The sequence below is a fragment of the Pseudomonas sp. JUb42 genome (genome assembly GCF_024807945.1).
In the GTDB taxonomy this organism is placed as follows: Bacteria; Pseudomonadota; Gammaproteobacteria; order Pseudomonadales; family Pseudomonadaceae; genus Aquipseudomonas.
Genome location: NZ_JANUFD010000001.1, coordinates 668,984 through 686,744 on the forward strand (window position 1 = coordinate 668,984; position 17,761 = coordinate 686,744).

A 17,761-nucleotide genomic window follows, 5' to 3' on the forward strand; every position below is an offset into this window, starting at 1 on the left:
TGATCAATGTGGGACCGGCTTTAGCCGGGAATACGTCTTCCCGGCTAAAGCCGGTCCCACATGGGTCCCCTGTCAGGCGTTGCTGGACGAGATCGGCTTTTTCACCCGATGCGGAATATCGTCATAGGCGATCAACACCCGTTCCATGACGCGGGGGTAGTCACCGTAGTTGTAGACCGGGTAGTGCAGGGTCGAGCGGTTGTCCCAGAAGGCGATGGAGTTCTTGCGCCACTTGAAGCGCACCTGATGCTCCGGCTTGCTGAACGCCTTCAACAGCCGGTCGACCAGGGCCTTGCTGCGCTCCGGCTCCCAGCCGATCACCGAAGGGTTCTGGGAGAAGTTGATGAAGAGGGTGTCTTCGCCGGTTTCCGGATGGGTGCGCACCAATGGATGGGCGAGGATCGGGTAGTCGTAGCCGACCTGATCCAGGGATTTCTTGAAGTCATGCACCACATACAGCTCGTCGATTTCCGCGCGCAGGTCCTCCGGCAGATCGCGATACACGGCACCGGCATCGGCCCACAGGGTATCGCCACCGACTTCCGGCAGGTCTACCGCACGCAGGACTGCGCCCAGGGTCGGCTGCAGCAGCCAGCTGGTGTCGGTGTGCCAACGACCACTGGTGCGCGGGCCGTAGAGCTTGCGTGCGTCTTCGGCCTGGATCAGATGCGCCTGGGGCTTGCTGGTGTCGTTCTGTTGTGTGGTGGGGTGCACGTACAGCTCGCCGAATTGTTTGGCAAAGGCGATCTGCTGTTCGGTGTCGATGTCCTGGTCGCGGAAGAACAGCACCTTGTGCTTGAGCAGCAGGGCGCGCAATTCATCACGCAGGGCAGAAGTTAGCGGTTGGCTGAGGTCGATGCCGGCGATTTCGGCGCCGATGGTAGGTTCCAGGCGGGTGACCTGGAGTTCAGGGGCTTGCAGGGCGTTGGTTTGCAGATTGAGAACGTTGGACATGGTGGGTGAAACCTCTCGTTTTTGTTAATCAATAACCTCCGCCTTGAGAGGGGTCGGGTAGGGAAGTTTGTCTGGACGCGAACCCTGCGGTCCGCGTCCGGTGAAGCCAGGATCAGATCACGTTAAAACCATGAGTGCCGTCGCGGCCCAGTTGTTCGACCAGGCCGAACTCCCAGTCCAGGTAGGCCTGCATGGCTTCCCGTGGCGCGTCGGTGCCTTCATACGGACGGCGATAGCGGTCGATGCGTGGCGAAGCCAGATGGCTTTCGCCGCTCTCCACTTCGAAGCCAGCCTTGATCCAGCTCGGCGTGCCGTCCTTGAGCAAGAACACCGGCTTGCCGGTCAAGGCTTCCACTTCGGCCACGGCCAGACGGGCCAGACGGCTGCTGCCGCAGGTCAGTACATAGCGCTCGGCCTTGGGGATGGTGTTCAGCGCATCCTTGAGCTGGGCACGCAGGGTCCACCAGGCACCGGGGATATGTTGCTTGACGTAGTTGGCGCTGGTAGTGAAATCCAGTACTGCGACGCCGCCATGGCTGCGCCAGTCGGCCAGGGTCTGGGCGCTGATTTCCTCGACCTGGGGCGGCGTCGGAATCGGTGCGTTCCAGTCGCCGGTTTCGCTGAAGTCGGGGGCTTGCAGGCCATCGACCACGAACACCTCCCAGCCCAGTTGCGCCAGCCACGAGGCCGACATATTGGCCCGTACGCCGTCGTCATCCACCAGCACGATGCGGGCACCACGCACGCTGGCGTAGTGATCGGTTTCCTGCACCAGTTGGCCACCAGGAGTCGAGCGCGCGGCTGGCAGGTGGCCCTTGGCGAATTCTTCCGGGGTACGCACATCGAACAGATAGGTCGTGCGTGCGGCCTCGCCCTGCCAGCGTTGCAGATCGGCATGGCTGGCGCGCTGCACACCGGCCTTGTTGGCGACCAGACGTGAATCGGCACTGGCACGCTGGCGGGTGTCTTCGCTGACTTCGCCAAAGCGCCGCGCCTGGCCGTAATCCAGTGTCTGACCGGCCAGTAGCCAGCCGATGGTGCCGTTGCGCAGGGCGTTGATCGGGTTGGGCAGCCCGGCGTTGACCAGGGACTGGGTGCCGATAATGCTGCGGGTCCGCCCGGCGCAGTTGACGATGATACGGGTCTTGGGATCCGGCGCCAGTTCACGGGCGCGCAGCACCAGTTCGGCACCGGGCACGCTGACCCCGGTGGGAATGCTCATGGTCTGGTATTCGTCGAAGCGGCGGGCATCGAGCACCACCACATCGGCCTTGGATTCGATCAGGGCCAGCACTTCCTCGGCGGCCAGGGACGGCGTATGACGATGATGCTCGACCAGTTCGCCAAAGGCCTTACTGGGCACGTTGACGTCGATAAATAGCTCACCACCGGCCTCGCGCCAGCCCTGCAGGCCGCCTTCGAGCAGTTTCACATCGCTGTAGCCCAGCCCGTGCAGGCGTTGCACGGCCAGGGGAGCGAGGCCTTCGCCATTATCATAGACAGTGATGGCGGTGTCCTTACGCGGAATCCGCGAGAGCACTTCCAGCTCCAGTTTCGACAGCGGGATATTGGCTGCGAACAACGGATGGTCTTCGGCAAAAGGCGCTTCTTCGCGGACATCGACCAGAGCCACTTCTGCCTTGGCCAAGAGGGCTGCGCGAATGTCTGCGAAGGATCGGGTTGCGTGTGTCGTCATTGTGCTTGGCTCTCTTTGGACAAGTCCCAGATGTTCGGGAGAAAGGCGTTGGAATAGCCGGAAATAAACAGTTTCTCGCTGCCGTCGGGCTGATAGACCGCGCGGCGTACCGCACCGATGTTAGCGCCGTAGACATGGATGCTGATCGATACCTGATCATCGAAGGCATTGCTGACCTGGTGCACATCGTTGCTGCGCGGTGACAGCGCCTCGACCTGGCCGGGCAGCAGATGAATGGCCGGGCCTTCCTTCTCCAGGCGGCCGTTCTCGTGGCGGGCAAAGCCCTGGGAATATTCGGCGCCGCGCAACATGCCGATCAGGCCCCAGACCCGGTGGTCATGAATGGGCGTCGACTGCCCCGGCCCCCAGACGAAACTCACCACCGAGAAACGCTGGCGCGAGTCGGCGTGGAGCAGAAATTGTTGATAACGGGTCGGGTCAGCAATGGCGAATTCTTCGGGCAGCCAGTCATCAAAACTGACCAGTTGCCCCAGCAGCTTGCCGCCGCGGTGCAGCAGGTCGCCTTCGCGGGGGTTGCTGTCGATCAATTCAGCCAGGGCGCCAATAAAGGCCCGCAGGCGTTCCGGGTGTCGGGCTTGGGTCATGTCGAGTCCTACGTGTCCATGTGCTGATAGTGCATGGACTGATCTAAACATAATCTGCGTCGTTAATATGCTATTTTTTAATGATTAGGTTATAACGAAAAACGCTTTTATCGCCGTTTCAATGCAGAGCCGCCTGGAAGATGCACTGAATTGCAGCATCCTGCTGTTCAGATCACGCAAATCTCACTATGCTTTTTGCCTATGTCTTCCTTATATTTTTATGTGCGGTCCGAATGAAAATCGATGATATCGACGCCTTTGTGGCGGTGATTCGCTGCCAGTCCATCAGTCATGCGGCAGAGTCCCTGGACCTGACGCAGCCAGCCATCACCCGTCGCGTACAGAATTTCGAGCAGGCCTTGGGGGTCGAGTTGTTCGATCGCAATACCAAGCCCCTCAAGCCCACGCCCATGGGCCATCAGGTGTATCAGAAATGCCTGGCGATCCTGCGCGAGATGGATTCCCTGCGTGAGCTGGTGGCCAGCGATACCCCGCCCAGCGGCCTGCTGCGTCTTGGCGTGCCCCAGACCATCGGCGATGTGGTGCTGCTCGATGCTCTGAAATACCTGCGCGGCCAGTTCCCCGACCTGCGCGCCCAGGTGGTCACCGGCTGGGGCAGTCATCTGATCGGCAAGATCGAAAATGGCGAGCTGGATGCGGCGGCGGCGCTGTTTCCTGCGGGCAAGATCTTTCCGGAAAACATCATCGGTGAGTCCATCGGCAAGATGGAATTGGTAGTGGTCTGCGCCAAGGATGCGCTGCCGAAAAAGCCGGTCAAACTGGCTGACTGCTACAGCCAGGGCTGGGTGCTTAACCCCGATGGCTGCGGCTTTCGCGCAGGGCTGCAGCGGACCTTGTCCGACCAGGGCCTGACCTTGAAGGTCAATCTGGAAACCTTCGGCACCGAGCTGCAACTGGGTCTGGTGGCCGACGGCATGGGGCTGGGCCTGGTGCCTCGGCCACTGCTGGAACGCAGCGCCCACCGCCATCTGCTGGCGGCGATGCCGGTCAAGGATTTCAAGCCGGTGATGGACCTGTGGCTGATCTACCCACGCTTCCTCGGCAACCTGCAAGGGCCGGTGTCATCGTTCGGCAGTCTGGTGGCGCAGTCGTTGAAGCAGGAGCGGGATGCGGCATAAGCTTCACTCTTATAAAACAACGCAAAACTTTCACATTCACTGGAGCTTTGTGGGAGTGAATTCATTCGCTAAAGCCCTCTTACAGGCGATAGAAATGTATCGGATGTACTGGCCTATTCGCGAATGAATTCGCTCCCACAGGATTTTCTCTGGCGCCCATGCCAAATGTTCGCTGCACCACGGTGCTGCGTCGAAGACGTCGATATCAGGCCACTTTTTCTTTCGCCTCACGCTCGCGCTGCGCCACCAGTTCCCGGGTCAGCGGAATCAGTTTGCGGCCATAGTCGATGGCATCTTCCAGCGGGTCGAAACCGCGAATCAGGAAGGTGGTGATGCCCAGGTCGTAGTAGTCCAGCAGCGCTTCAGCGACCTGTTCCGGCGTGCCGACCAGTGAGGTGGAGTTGCCCTGGGCGCCCAGCAGCCCGGCAATTGCGGTCCACAAACGTTTGTCCAGGCGTGAGCCCTGGGCGGCAGCGGCCAGCAGGCGGCGCGAACCCTCGTTCGGCGGTTCACGACGCACGAATCCGTTGCTTTCTGCCAGAGCCTTGGCTCGCTCCAGAATGCTTTGCGCGCGGGCCCATGCGGCTTCTTCGGTATCAGCGAGGATTGGCCGCAATGACAGGCTGAAACGTACCGTGCGGCCGTGCTTGGCAGCCTCGGCGCGTACTTGCTTGACGATATCGCGCACCTGTTCGTAGGTCTCGCCCCACAGCGCATAGACATCAGCGTGCTTGCCCGCCACGGCAATCGCCGCAGCCGACGAACCGCCGAAATACAGCGGGATATGCGGCAACTGCGGCGACTTCACCGCCGAATGCGCGCCCTCGAACTGGTAGTAGGTGCCCTGATGATCAAAGGGCTTGTCGCTGGTCCACTCCTGGCGCAGCACGCTCAGGTATTCATCGCTGCGGGCATAGCGCTCGTCCTTGCCGATATAGCTGCCATCGGCCTTCAGTTCCTGATCGTCGCCACCGGTAATGATATGCACCGCCGTGCGCCCGCCATTGAACACATCCAGGGTCGCGAATTGTCGCGCGGCAACCGTCGGTGAGATGAAACCGGGGCGGTGGGCGATGAGGAATTTCAGGCGCGTGGTGACGCTGGCGGCATGGGCGGCAATGAACGCGCTGTCCGGGCTGTTGGAGTGATAGGCCACCAGCGCACGGTCGAAACCGGCCTCTTCATGGGCCCGGGCGACTTTCTCGACATACTCCGGCTGCACGGTCGGGCCACTGCGCGGGTGAATTTCCGAGCTGTGCTGGGTGGCGATGTAACCGATGAATTCGACGCTCATAAGAAGGCTCCTTGCGTGGCTGCGATGCAGTACGTCATCGCGGTATGGCAGCACCATAGGACCTGCGCGCGAAGCTGTGAAATTCTATTTAGGTCTAAGTTAATTATAAAAAATATGCATTTTATGTATTGCGCATGATCAACAAAATTAACTATTAGGTTATTCCTAAATAGAATTTCACGGAGGTTTTTTATATGAATAGGATGGATTCATGGGCAGCCCGGCCCGCCAAGAAAGGATGTCTTCATGTCTGAAACCACCCTCGATCCCGATTCGTCGGCGTTCCTCACCGTCAACAAGACCGAACAGTCCGCCGCCTCCCGCGCGGCCCGGCAACGCAGCTGGCGCGCGCCGGATTTCATCGTGCGGTTGATCAGCCCCCTCGTGCTGCTCCTGCTTTGGGAGCTGGCCTCCCAGACCGGTCTGCTGCCGAGTCGCGTGATCGCCGCCCCGTCGCAGATTGGCGGCACGCTTTGGTCGATGATCATTTCCGGCGAACTGGGTAAACACCTGTGGGTGTCCCTGCAACGGGCGCTGCTGGGGCTGAGCATCGGTGTCAGTATCGGTGTGGTCGCGGCGCTGATCAGCGGTCTGTCGAAGAAGGGCGAGGTGATTCTGGATTCACCGTTGCAGATGCTGCGCACCATTCCCTCTCTGGCTTTGGTGCCGCTGTTCATTCTCTGGTTCGGCATCGGCGAGTTCACCAAGGTGGCGCTGATCGTCATCGGTACCACCTTCCCGGTGTACCTCAATCTGTTCGCCGGTATCCGCAATATCGACCCCAAGCTGATCGAGGCCGCCAACACCCTGGGGCTTGGCCGGCGCGAACTGATCTGGCACGTCATCCTGCCGGGCTCGTTGCCCTCATTTTTTGTCGGCCTGCGCTACTCCCTGGGGATTTCCTGGCTGGCCCTGGTGTTCGTCGAACAGATCAACACCACTGCGGGCATCGGCTACCTGGCCAGTGACGCCCGCGACTTCATGCGCACTGACGTCATTGTTATCTGCCTGCTGATCTACAGCGTCCTGGGCCTGGTGATCGACGGCATCATTCGCACGCTGGAGCGTTTCGCCCTGGCCTGGCGCCCGACTTTCGTGAGGAATTGAACATGGCTGCTCTTGACCTTCTGCACCCCGAATCACTGCCTGCAACGCCGGCGCCGGTACAACTGCGCAACGTGGTGCGCCAGTTCGGCACGCAACGGGTGATCGACGGCCTCGATCTGGATATCGCACCGGGCGAATTCGTCGCCTTGCTGGGCGCCAGCGGTTCCGGCAAGACCACCTTGCTGCGCGCCCTGGCCGGGCTGGACAGCATCGACAGCGGCCAATTGCGCGTGCCTCTGGCTCGGGCGGCGGTATTTCAGGAGCCGCGCCTGATGCCGTGGAAAAGTGCCTGGCGCAACGTGGTGCTGGGCCTGCGCATCGGCAATGCCAAGGCGCGTGCCCTGGAAGCGCTGACCGAAGTGGGCCTGGCCCATCGCCTCAACGCTTTCCCGGCCACCCTGTCTGGTGGCGAGGCCCAGCGCGTGGCCCTGGCCCGTGGCCTGGTGCGTGAACCGAAACTGCTGTTGCTCGACGAACCCTTCGCCGCCCTCGACGCCCTGACCCGCATCCGCATGCATCAACTGATTATCGATCTGTGGCGCAAGCACACCCCGGCGGTGCTGTTGGTAACCCACGATGTCGACGAAGCCATTCTGCTGGCTGACCGGGTCATCGTTCTCGACCAGGGCCGGATTGCCGATCAAGTGCATATCGATCTGCCGCGCCAGCGTGACAGCGGCCAGGCCGGGTTCCAGGCCATTCGTTCGCGCCTGCTGGGCCTGCTCGGCGTACAGACTGCCGCCGCCCATGGCGTCGAACCGATCACGCCTGAAGTACAGACAGAACCCGCGTCGCAACCACTGCGACGGATTGCCAACGCTCGTTGATTACTTTCTGCCAAGGATGTGCCCTGATGCTGCTTCGCCCGGTTTTTCGCTCCATCGTTCTGCTGTCTGCCGTGTTGTTTTCCCTGACTGGCTGCGGAGGTGGAGGCGATAAACCGGCCGCCAACGCCAATCTGTCCGGGGTCAAGCTGATCCTCGGCGATCAGGCCAAGGGCCTGCGCACCATAGTCGAGGCCTCCCATGCCTTTGATGGCCTGCCCTATCAAGTGGAATGGGCCAACTTCCAGGGTGCGGCGCCGCTGTTCGAAGCCCTGCGCGCCGGAGCGGTGGACCTGGCGCCGGCGGGGGACACCCCGGTATTGGCGGCGGCCACGGGCGGCGCGCCACTGCGGATCGTCGCGGTACGGCGCAGTCAGTCGCGCAGCATCGCCATTCTGGTGCCCAAGGATTCGCCGATCCACAGCGTCGCCGACCTCAAGGGCCGCAACGTAGTGGTGTCCTCGGCCCGGGGCAGCATTTCCCAATACCTGCTGATACGCGCCCTGGCCAATGCCGGGGTCAACGAGAATGACGTGAAGATCGGCTTCGTTCTGCCTACCGACGCCCTGTCGGCATTCAATGCGGGCAAGATCGAGGCCTGGGCGACCTTCGGCATCTATCAGGCCTTCGCCGAAGAAGCCGGGGCGCGGGTCCTGATCAGCGGCGAAGGCATCAACACCGGCCTGACCTTCATCACCGCCTCCGATGCCGTCCTCAGCGACGCCCTGCGCCGCCAGGCCCTCAACGACGTCCTGCAACGCATGGCCAAGGCCTTCGACTGGGCCCGCAACAACCCCGACGAATACGCAAAAATCTTCGCCAAGACCAACGATATCCCTCTGCCGGTTTCACAACGCCTGCATAGCTGGGGGCTGGAAGCACTGCTGCCGGTGGAAGAGCGGGATATCAAGGCACTGCAAGGCGTGGATGACCTGTTCGTCGAAAAGAAAATCTTCCCCAACGCGGTGGATGTGGCGAAGTTGGTGGACAGGGAGGCGTTTGCAAAATAAGCGCGATCTGTGGGCGCGAGGGCTTGCCCGCGAATGATTCGACGCGGTGCATCTGATACACCGCGTCATATTCTTCGCGGGCAAGCCACGCTCCCACAGGGTTGCGTGGTTTCGTTAGAGCCGGGCTTGGCCGCGAAGACCTCACTGCGGTGTATCTGAATCTCCCGTCGTTCATTCGCGAACAAGTTAGCTTGCGCCTCCGATTATATCTTCATCTGAAAGAGTTGTAGTCCATATCTGTGGATGATTAAAAATATCCCGATATTTAAAAGATCGCTGTCCATTAAATGGCAGCGATTTTTTATTTTATCAATGGGGTAACTATATATATCAGATAGTTTTAATACCTTGGATACATTGCTGCCTCGCATACAAAAAAGGAGGTATGTATGAGCAGTAATGGAAATAAAGGGCCGATTGAACTTCCCCCGATCATTGTTACGCCTGGTCCCGATAAACCATCATCCACAGGACGTCCCGGAGGCGGCGGTAGCAAAAATTGGACTATCACCCCGAGCGGAGGCGGATTTAGTGGTGGTTTTGGAGGGTCATCGAAGAAAAAGCGCAAACGTCAACGTAAAAGGAATGAAGCCCGGCGTAGAGAGCAAGCAGAACAAGCTGCACGTGAACAGGCACAAGCACAAGCCAGAGCGGATGCCGAGGCGCGTGCAAGGGCTGAAGCTCAAGCTCGTGCAGAAGCGGCAGCCCGCGCTCAGGCTGAACGAGAACAAGCGATTATCAGGCATGGGCAACGGGTCGAAAGTCTGACCCGTAGTTATCAAACGCAAAAGAGTGAGCTGGAACAGCGTTATGCAGAAAAGTCTGCAGATTTGTCTCGTGCGATTCAGTCTGAAATCAATCTTGCTGTCGATCCCTTAAATACACCTGTAAGCGGTCAAGAGCGGCTGACGCACATTGTCCGGCAAAAAGCGCATATCAATTATCTGGTTAATTCCAAGCGAGACGAACTTCGAAAAAGCAACAGTATTGTCCAGGCGTTCAATGGCGGGGAGCCTGTCCTGCAATCAGCGGAACAGTATAAAAACCATCTTGAAGCGCGCAGTAACGTCGACTCCAACACTGCCCAGCAACTGCATCAATCGTGGCTGGAGTCTGCGACCCATGCCCATGAAGCGAAGCTGCTTGCCGAAGCGATAGCGCTACTGGAAAGCCAGTCTGCCGAGCTGTCCGCACAGCATGCGCAGTTGGCCGAAAAGATGGCCGAAGAGGGTATCTCTTCGATCCCGCCGCAACGACCGGCAGCGGATGCCTCGCGTCTTTGGGCCGTCATCGCACCCCCTGCCGCCGCTCCGGCAACGGCAGGAATGGGAAGTGTCTGGGGACAGGCCTCACAGATTGCCAGGCAGCAGTTCCTGCGTTCTGCAACGCGTGCGCTGAGTCGCAGCCCGCTGATGCTGGCCGCTTACTCGCCCAAGCTGGGTAACGGCGAATTACCCCCGCCGGTGTTGGGTGTTCCGCTTAGCCAGCTCGATCTCACGGATGGCCTGGATCTTGAGTTTGTCGCCAGCCGAAATGGCTCGGTCAATGTTCCCCATCGATTGCACCTGGCAGAAGACGGCGTCGCGCAATGGGTCGCTGCCGACGGCGTCGAGGTCGGTAGCAAGGTCCGCGTCAGGTCGTTTACCTGGAACGCTGAAAATAATACTTACGAATTCATTCGTGATGGCGAAACCGAGCCCGCTCTAGTCTGGACGCCGATTGCCAGACCCCAGGACAGCTCGACCAGTACGCCGACCCAGGCGCCGCAGTTGCCAGTGGATCCGGGGGTATCCGTATCACCTGTTGTACCGGAGCTGGAGGTCTATCCGGAGGTTGTTCGGGGTTTTGATGACTATATTCTTATCTCTCCTCCTGGCTCTGGATTGCCGAACAGTTATTTACTGTTCAATACTCCACGGAATACACCGGGTATTGCCAGTGGTTATGGGAAGCCAGTTTCGGGTACCTGGTTGGGCGACAATCTTTCAAAGGAGGGCGCCGCTATTCCATCTCAAATCGCCGATCAGTTGCGAGGGCAGAGATTTAGCACGTTTGATCGACAGCGCGAGGCTATTTGGCGTGCCGTCGCTAGAGATCCAGAGTTGAGTAGGCAGTTCGACAGATATAATCTGGATGAAATGAGCAAGGGTAACGCTCCTTTTGCGCCAATGGTTGATCAAGTGGGTAATCGAGTTAAATTCGAAATTCATCACCAACACTGGATTAAAAACGGCGGGGCTGTCTACGATATGGATAATATTGTTGTGTTGGCGCCCAAGCAACATATTGATACACATAAGCCTGGAGAACGACCTTGAATATTGATTTCAGCAAAAAAATAACTGATTACACTGAGTTTGAGTTTCTTGAACTTCTCAATCATTTTTCTTACGGCAGAAACCATTTGGAAGGGAAGGAGCACGAGAAATCTACTATAGAGTTTGTAAAGTATTTTGTGGCGATTACAGAACATCCTGCGAAGTCCGATGTGATTTTCTACCCCCGCGAAGGCCAGGAGGACAGCCCTGAAGGCATCCTCAAAGAAGTAAAAGAGTGGCGAGCACAAAATGGCAAACCCGGGTTTAAAGCTTCCTGAATTATCTTAATAAGGCCTGCCTGACTAAGTGTAAAGCCGGCAGGCCATAATACCATCACACTAAATTTTCAAGAGAGTTATCCATCATGGAAGAATTCAATCACCATCTGCACCAACTACCTAATTTCCTGCAGGGCGAACTCCACGCTTATGTGGGTTCGACCCAAGGAATCTCCCCGGTTCAAATTGTCGCGCGTTATTGGGCGATGGCCAATCACCTGATTGGCGCCAAGCATGCCGGGCTTGATCCTGCCCATGTGGCAAACGTGCAGTTCATGTGGGGCAATGTTCAGTCCAGCAAGGCCGACGTCGAAAACATGATGCAACTGCGCAGCCTGCCGGGGCATGGCGCGACAGATTTCTACTCGATGACGGTCAATGCCAACTTCTTTTTGCAGTGCATCCGCTTCCTGACCCAGTTCCGCGATGCAATGGCTGGCCTTCAGCCTCGGCTGGAAGAGCAGGAGCGTCAGGAGGCCCGGCGTCGAGCTGAGCAGGAGGCTGCGCGCGAGCGAGCCCGGCTTCAGGCCGAGGAAGCGGTACGTCAGTTGGCGCAACGTCAGGCCGAAGAGGCAGCGGCGGCTCGCCGACGTGCAGAAGAAGCCGCCCTGCAACTGGCTCAGCGGCAGATCGAGGAAGCCGCCAGGGCGTTGGCTCAACGCAAGGCTGAGGAGCAGGCGCTGCAGGCAGCCCGTGAGGCGCTGGAGCAGGCGGTGGGCGAAACGGCTGTCGAAGCTGGGCCCACTGATTCGTTGCCATCGGCAGAGACCTCCGTTGAGGGTCGTGGCGATACGAGGTCGGTTGTTCACGTGGTGGCAGGGCCCAAAATGAGCGCGGAAGTCGAAAAGGCTGTGCTTGAGCTGCAAAAGGATATCGAGCGAGCTGTTCTGGCGTTTGCCGGCGTGTTGAGTGCTCAGGCGGGGGCTTCGAACCCGGCTGTATTGGCTGAACTGCGCTATACCGGCGCTTGATGAGAGGCGGTGTATCAGGCGCACCACCTCACATGTAGGAGCCAACTTGTTGGTGATGGAGCGGTTGACGCGGCGCAACTGATACACCGCGTCATATTCTTCGCGGGCAAGCCTCGCTCCCACAGGTTTGCGTGGTTTCGTTGGAGCCGGGCTTGCCCGCGAAGACCTCGACGCGGTGCATCTGATACACCGCGTCATATTCTTCGCGGCCAGGCCTCGCTCCCACAGGTTTGGGTGGTTTGGTTGGAGCCGGGCTTGCCCGCGAAGGCCTCGACGCGGTGCATCGGATACACCGCGTTCGCTCTCACGGGGCTGTCTCCGTCACCCGCTATTTCTTGTCGTAATCCACATGCAGATCCTCATCCAGGCGATTACTCGATGAGCCGCCTTTCTGCGGTGTCTCGTCGAAGTGTTGCCATTCGGCGCTCTGGAAGCGGAACAGGCTGTCGTCGTCCGGGGCTTCGCGGTCGCCGTAGCTGTGGATCGAGTAGTGGGCGTATTCGACCTTGTCGGCCCAATCCGATTGCAGCAGGCCGTCGGCGGCGAGGTCGCGGTACCAGTCGTTTTCCTTCTCGCTGGCCTTCTGTTTTTTGTTGTGATCGACGAAGTAGCCGATGATCCCGCCCACCACCGCCAGCACCACGCCGACCAGGAAGAACGGCCCGGTGAGGGCGGCGGCGGAACCGGCGCCGACCAGTGCTGCGGCGCCGAGTACGCCCGCCGAGGCACCGAAGGCGCCACCGGCAATCTGCAGGCCGCCTGCGGCCTTGGCCAGGGGGTCGCCGGACTCGATGCCGCTCTTGATGGTGAAGGCACCGAGAACGATATCGGCAAAGCCGCCGACGATATCCGTGGCCGGGCCGAGGACCTTGATCACCGAACCGGCGATCTTGCCAGCCTTGCCCGCTGCCAGCTTGGCGCCACTGGCGCTGGATACCGCGTCGTCCAGGCGCTGGGTGATGCCGCCGTAGACCTTATTAGCTGCGTCCGCGTTACCGGCACCATCGCCAAGAATATCCGAGAGGTCGCCGAGCTTGGCGCCGGGTACTGAGTCCAGGGCTGTACTGATCTTGGCCTTGGTCGCTTCCGGCAGATCGCTGACCTTGAGTTCGAACTTGTCGCCCTGCACGCCGTTTTTGCCCCAGATTTCCGGCAGGGTCTTGTCCAGGCCGAGGAAGTCGACCATGCCGCCTTTGCCCATCAGCTCGCCGATCTTGTCGCCGAGGCGGACAAAGTGGCTGCCTGACCCGGCAAAGCTGAGGAAGTCCTTGGCGATGGACAGGCGTTGCAGCGGTGTTTCACCGAGTTTGCCGCCGTCGCCGACCAGTTGGTAAATCCCCGAGAACAGGGTGACGCCCGCGCCCAGCGAGCCGAGGATGCCCTTGGTATTGAGCGCACTGAACACTTCGCCGAGGGCCCCGCGATCGGCAATCGGAATGTAGGGTTTGGACAGAGCAGTCTTGAGGTCGGCCTCGCTGATACTGCCATTGGTCTTGTAGACCTCGCCCAGTTCTTCCAGGGCCTTGGTCACGGCCGAGGATTTCTCCTTGCCCTGCATGCCTTCTTCGAGGAATTTCTCGATGACTTCCTGGGTGCGCCGCGGCATGTCCAACAGCTCGCCCTTGAGCACGCCCTTGAGCAGGCCGAACAGGTCTTTGGTCGCCAGTTCCTTGTTCTCGTCGCTGATCTTGCTCGGGTCGCCGATCAGGTCGTTGAGGTCGCTGGTCAGGCCGTCGGCCTGGATCGACTGGGCGGCCTTGGTCGCGGCGTCCTGGTCAAACATCGACAGCGACGTCAGGGTATTGCTCAGGTCTTCCTGAGCTTCGTGAGCCTTGCCCTGGTTTTGCAGGTCCTTGAGATAAGCCACGTATTCAGGGTTATTGGTCAGGTCGAGGAGCTTCTGCTTGACCTCGTCTTTATTGGGGATACGGTTGATCGCATCGTCCATCTTGCCCTTGTAATCGGCCTGCACCGTGGGATCGGAGAACAGCGTGGTGATCTGCTCCTGGAGTTTGCCGCCGTCGATGATGTCGTGCATGTCGGCCGAAGACAGCTCGGTCTGCTTGTCATCGAACACCCGCCAGGTGCCGCCGAATGCGCCGGGCTCTTCTTCGTAGCCGGTCAGGCCGCGACCGTTCTGGTAGGCCGCCTGGGCTTCCAGGGCGCGGACCAGCTTGGCCCGCGGATCGTCCTTGGCGATGGAACCGTCCTTGACGCCTTCACGGTAAGTGTCCAGCAGCTCCTTGGTGGCCAATTCGCTGACGGTCAATTCCGGTGACGAGTCGTCTTTGTCGTCGGCCTTGACTCCGGTCTTGAGGTTAAGCACGTCCAGTTCGTCCGCAGGCGGCAGATCGTGTTTGCTGCGGGTGTCGTCGACGGCGCCTTCGGTGGAGGCTTCCCACTTGGCCACGACATCGTCATAGAGTTGCGGGCTGAGTTCCTTGGAGACGATCACCTTGCCTTCGTCGGTTTCATAGCGAATCAGGCCGTCGCCCAGCTCGTCCGGTGAGCCGAAGGTCATGTCCTTGTTCTTCAGGAAATCATCCGGCCCGGCCAGCTTGTAGCCTTCGGCCTCGCTGCTGTGGATCTTCGACCAGGTGTCGTTGGCGGTGGTCGCGGCCTTGAACAGCTCCGGCGCGAGGTCCTTGGACACCACCACTTTCTGCCCGTCGTGGGTTTCATAGGTCAGGGTGTTGCCTTCCTGGCCGATGGTCCAGTTGAAGTTCTTGAAGTCGTTGAGGGTCGGAATCGGCGTGTTGGCGTCGGCCAGGGTCGCGCCGTTATTCAGGGCGGTATTGATATCGCCGGACTTGGCCGGGTCGGTGATGACCTCGTGCAGGCCAGCGAGGTATTCGAACAGTTTTGGATTGTCGTCCTTGGCCACCACGACTTTTTCGCCGTCGCCGGTCTCATAGCGGATCAGGCCAGGGCCGACTTCGTCCACCGGGCCGACGGTGATGCCGCTGTAGGGCGGCCAGACTTCGTTGTCACCGGCACGGCGATAGCCATCGGCTTCGCTGCTGGTCAGGCCGGAAAGGCTGTCGTAAGCGCCGGTCACCTGCTGATACAGCTCGGGGTTGTCGCGCTCGGAGACCACGTATTTCTGCCCGTCCTGGGTGACGTAACGGACCACCCCCGGACCCATTTCTTCGGCCGGGCCAACCGCCTGGTAATCGCCGAGTTTTTCCGGCGCCTGCTGATCGGCACCGACCCGCACGTAGCCGTCGGCTTCGCTGGCGTTGATCCCGGACAGGGCTTTGAAGTCCGCCGACACCTGCTTGAACAGCTCGGGATTTTCCTGCTCGGAAACGATGAACGACTTGCCGTCCTCGGTCACATAACGGATCAGCCCCGGACCTTTCTCGTCCGGCGGGCCGATAAACTTGTAAGCCCCCAGTGTCTCTGGCGCCGTGGCATCCGGGGCGGTCAATTCATAGCCTTCGCCGACGCTGTCCTTGATGCCTTGCAGGGCCGGCTGAGCGTCGACGATCTGCTGATACAGTTTGGGGTTGGTGGATTTGCTGACCATCACATGGTCGCCGTCCTCGGTGACATAGCGCACGGTATCGGCGGCCACGGTGCCCGGTTTTTCGATGGACTTGAGATCCTTCAAGGCCGGGGATTTCTCGTCGGCCGTGGCCGGTCGGTACTGATCGGCTTTCTCTACGCTGCTCTTGAGTAAGGTAGTGAACAGGGTTTTCGGTATCACCGCCGCCCGGGTCAACGGTTGGGTGTCGGGCGTGTTGGTCAAGGGGCGGGTCGACATACGATTGAACTCCTGATGTAACCATTGGGGCAGGGGCGTAGTTGTTTTATGACGTCGTTATTGCTGTCGGCGTCTTTATTTAATAGTGTGATGTGTCGCACGTTTTTATTGATTCGGCTGTTCACGAAGGTGCCGGAACTTGCCGGACACTATCAGTCCGGCAGGGAAAAAACACATGGCCCTGCTGAGTTTTCGCAACATTTCACAACTGCGAAACAGACCTTGTGCCTATCATGCAATCCTTGATTTATAAGGCTTGTAGCGTTGAAGGGCGGTGTGCAGGTCATATGGCTTGTGTGGTTTAAGAAATAGACAAAAAGTTCAATGGCACAGAATAAAAAGTCTCGTCTGCGAAGTATTCTTGTCTGTGTTGGAAAACTTGTTAATCCCGTGTTCCCAGCCTGCTCATAAGGTTTCACAAGTTTTCACAGCATCAAACAATTGCCCCTGCCTACTATTGATCCGTGCAAAACAGCGATGTCAGCCATGCCAGGTTATTCATCGATATTCGTTGCTCGCACAACTTTTCAATGCGCTGCGCTGTGGCGTTTGAAGTTTTCATACCTTCACCCCCATCCCCATCAAGGAGTTCCAAAATGAGTGATGTTCCTCCAGTAAGCTCCGGCGGCGCCGATGCAGCCATCGCCAAAATGGAAGCCACTTTCAACATGGCAATCGAGAAGTCAGCAAAGATCACCGAGCTGACCACAGCCAAGAAAGCTGAGCTCGATGCAACCAAACAACGTCCGCAGAACTGATGTTGTCATGCGGGCTGCGCCATTGCGGCCCGCATATCCTGCCGCTGAGTTGGCGATGCCTGTGGACCCCTTGATGGTAATCCGCCCATGACAGCCCTTATTTCCTTGACCTCGGTGCCCCGTTCCTCGGCATCAGGCGAGAGCGCACCCGTGCTCAGCATCACCCATGGCCTGCACCAAGGCGTCAATCTGACTCTGGACAGTGCCGTTTACATTGTCGGCAGCGCCTCCAGCGCCGATCTCATTCTCAGCGACGCCGGTATCGCCGAACGGCATATGGTGCTGCGCTTCGTCGATGGCCGCGTGGCCGTCGAAGCCTTGGGTGGCGACCTGATTGTCGTCGACCTGCACGGGCAGCAAACCCGCATCCCCAAAGGTAATGGCCATCGTGCCCGCCTGCCGCTGCAAATCGGCCTGGGCGACGCGCGCCTGCGTCTGGACAGCAGCTCGCCCGAGCGCGCGCCCGCTGCGGCACAGGCCTCGATCTGGCGCAGCAAATTGCACTGGCTGTTGGCCTTGGTGCTGATGGTGTTGTGCGTGGGCGCCTTTGCCTTTCGCAGCGAACCGATCGCCCCGGCGGCACTGGTTGTCAGCGCCCCGACCCGCGTGCCTCAGGTGCCGGTCAACACGCCAGCCCAGGCGCATATCTGGCTTGATCAGCAACTCTCTGCCGCCGACCTCAAGGGTATCCGGGTCAGCGAGGCGGGCGGCCAGTTGATCGCCGAAGGCGCCTACGACCCAACACAAAAATCGCGCTGGATCGCCCTGCAACAGGCCTATGACCAACAGTTCGGCCAGCAGGTGCTGCTCCAGGCCAACGTCACCCAGCACAGCGAAATCGCCAAGCCGCGGGTGCGGTTCCAGGCAGTGTGGTTCGGCACCAATCCGTACGTGATCAACGACAGCGGCCGCCGCCTGTACCCCGGCGCGGCCCTGGCCGATGGTTGGATGCTGGAGCGCATCGAAAACAACCAGGTGATTTTGGCCAGGGGTGAAGAGCGGTTTACGTTGACCCTGTGATGACTGTGGAACCGGCACGCC

At 59.5% G+C, this 17,761-nt stretch carries 14 protein-coding genes; 9 read left to right on the plus strand and 5 right to left on the minus strand.

The features are described 5' to 3' along the window. Positions 1-72: 72 nt before the first annotated feature. From M2401_RS03165 to M2401_RS03175, 3 genes are all read right to left on the minus strand, one after another. A complete protein-coding gene (locus M2401_RS03165) occupies positions 73-954 on the minus strand; it encodes a TauD/TfdA family dioxygenase (protein ID WP_259099479.1) in 882 nt (293 codons plus the stop codon). A gap of 112 nt (positions 955-1,066) precedes the next feature. Next, positions 1,067-2,650, minus strand: a complete 1,584-nt coding sequence (locus M2401_RS03170; RefSeq protein ID WP_259099481.1) for a rhodanese-related sulfurtransferase — start codon at positions 2,648-2,650, stop codon at positions 1,067-1,069. Further along, positions 2,647-3,255, minus strand: a complete 609-nt coding sequence (locus tag M2401_RS03175) for a cysteine dioxygenase (protein ID WP_259099482.1) — start codon at positions 3,253-3,255, stop codon at positions 2,647-2,649. Before M2401_RS03175 ends, M2401_RS03170 begins: the two co-directional genes overlap by 4 nt. Before the next feature lie 233 nt (positions 3,256-3,488). On the opposite strand from M2401_RS03175, the gene M2401_RS03180 reads away from it, so the two are divergent. Beyond that, positions 3,489-4,394, plus strand: coding sequence for a LysR family transcriptional regulator (locus M2401_RS03180; RefSeq protein WP_259099484.1), 906 nt, complete (start codon positions 3,489-3,491; stop codon positions 4,392-4,394). Between the two features lie 205 nt (positions 4,395-4,599). On the opposite strand, the gene M2401_RS03185 is transcribed toward M2401_RS03180, so the two are convergent. Further along, entirely contained in the window at positions 4,600-5,688 is a 1,089-nt protein-coding gene (locus tag M2401_RS03185; RefSeq protein ID WP_259099485.1) for an LLM class flavin-dependent oxidoreductase, read from the minus strand. 246 nt (positions 5,689-5,934) lie between these two features. Between M2401_RS03185 and M2401_RS03190 the strand changes: the two genes are divergently transcribed. The 6 genes from M2401_RS03190 to M2401_RS03215 all read left to right on the plus strand — a co-directional run bounded on the left by M2401_RS03190 (position 5,935) and on the right by M2401_RS03215 (position 12,196). Continuing rightward, the gene (locus M2401_RS03190; protein ID WP_259099487.1) at positions 5,935-6,795 is read left to right on the plus strand and encodes an ABC transporter permease; all 861 of its coding nucleotides are present in this window, start codon (positions 5,935-5,937) and stop codon (positions 6,793-6,795) included. 2 nt (positions 6,796-6,797) lie between these two features. Next, positions 6,798-7,622, plus strand: a complete 825-nt coding sequence (locus tag M2401_RS03195) for an ABC transporter ATP-binding protein (RefSeq protein ID WP_259099489.1) — start codon at positions 6,798-6,800, stop codon at positions 7,620-7,622. Positions 7,623-7,648: 26 nt separating this feature from the next. After that, positions 7,649-8,629, plus strand: a complete 981-nt coding sequence (locus M2401_RS03200) for an ABC transporter substrate-binding protein (protein ID WP_259099493.1) — start codon at positions 7,649-7,651, stop codon at positions 8,627-8,629. Positions 8,630-9,018: 389 nt separating this feature from the next. After that, positions 9,019-10,947, plus strand: coding sequence for an S-type pyocin domain-containing protein (locus tag M2401_RS03205; protein WP_259099495.1), 1,929 nt, complete (start codon positions 9,019-9,021; stop codon positions 10,945-10,947). 2 nt (positions 10,948-10,949) lie between these two features. Continuing rightward, the gene (locus M2401_RS03210) at positions 10,950-11,225 is read left to right on the plus strand and encodes a bacteriocin immunity protein (protein ID WP_259099899.1); all 276 of its coding nucleotides are present in this window, start codon (positions 10,950-10,952) and stop codon (positions 11,223-11,225) included. An 86-nt stretch (positions 11,226-11,311) separates the two neighbouring features. Continuing rightward, the gene (locus M2401_RS03215) at positions 11,312-12,196 is read left to right on the plus strand and encodes a hypothetical protein (RefSeq protein ID WP_259099498.1); all 885 of its coding nucleotides are present in this window, start codon (positions 11,312-11,314) and stop codon (positions 12,194-12,196) included. A 328-nt stretch (positions 12,197-12,524) separates the two neighbouring features. Here M2401_RS03215 and M2401_RS03220 read toward each other — a convergent pair whose 3' ends face one another. After that, positions 12,525-15,962 carry a hypothetical protein gene (locus tag M2401_RS03220; RefSeq protein ID WP_259099500.1) on the minus strand — a complete coding sequence of 1,146 codons (3,438 nt, stop codon included), beginning with the start codon at positions 15,960-15,962 and terminating at the stop codon, positions 12,525-12,527. 596 nt (positions 15,963-16,558) lie between these two features. Here M2401_RS03220 and M2401_RS03225 point away from each other — a divergent pair. After that, entirely contained in the window at positions 16,559-16,720 is a 162-nt protein-coding gene (locus M2401_RS03225; protein ID WP_259099503.1) for a hypothetical protein, read from the plus strand. 87 nt (positions 16,721-16,807) lie between these two features. After that, the gene (locus M2401_RS03230; RefSeq protein ID WP_259099505.1) at positions 16,808-17,740 is read left to right on the plus strand and encodes an FHA domain-containing protein; all 933 of its coding nucleotides are present in this window, start codon (positions 16,808-16,810) and stop codon (positions 17,738-17,740) included. The last annotated feature ends 21 nt before the right edge of the window (positions 17,741-17,761 follow it).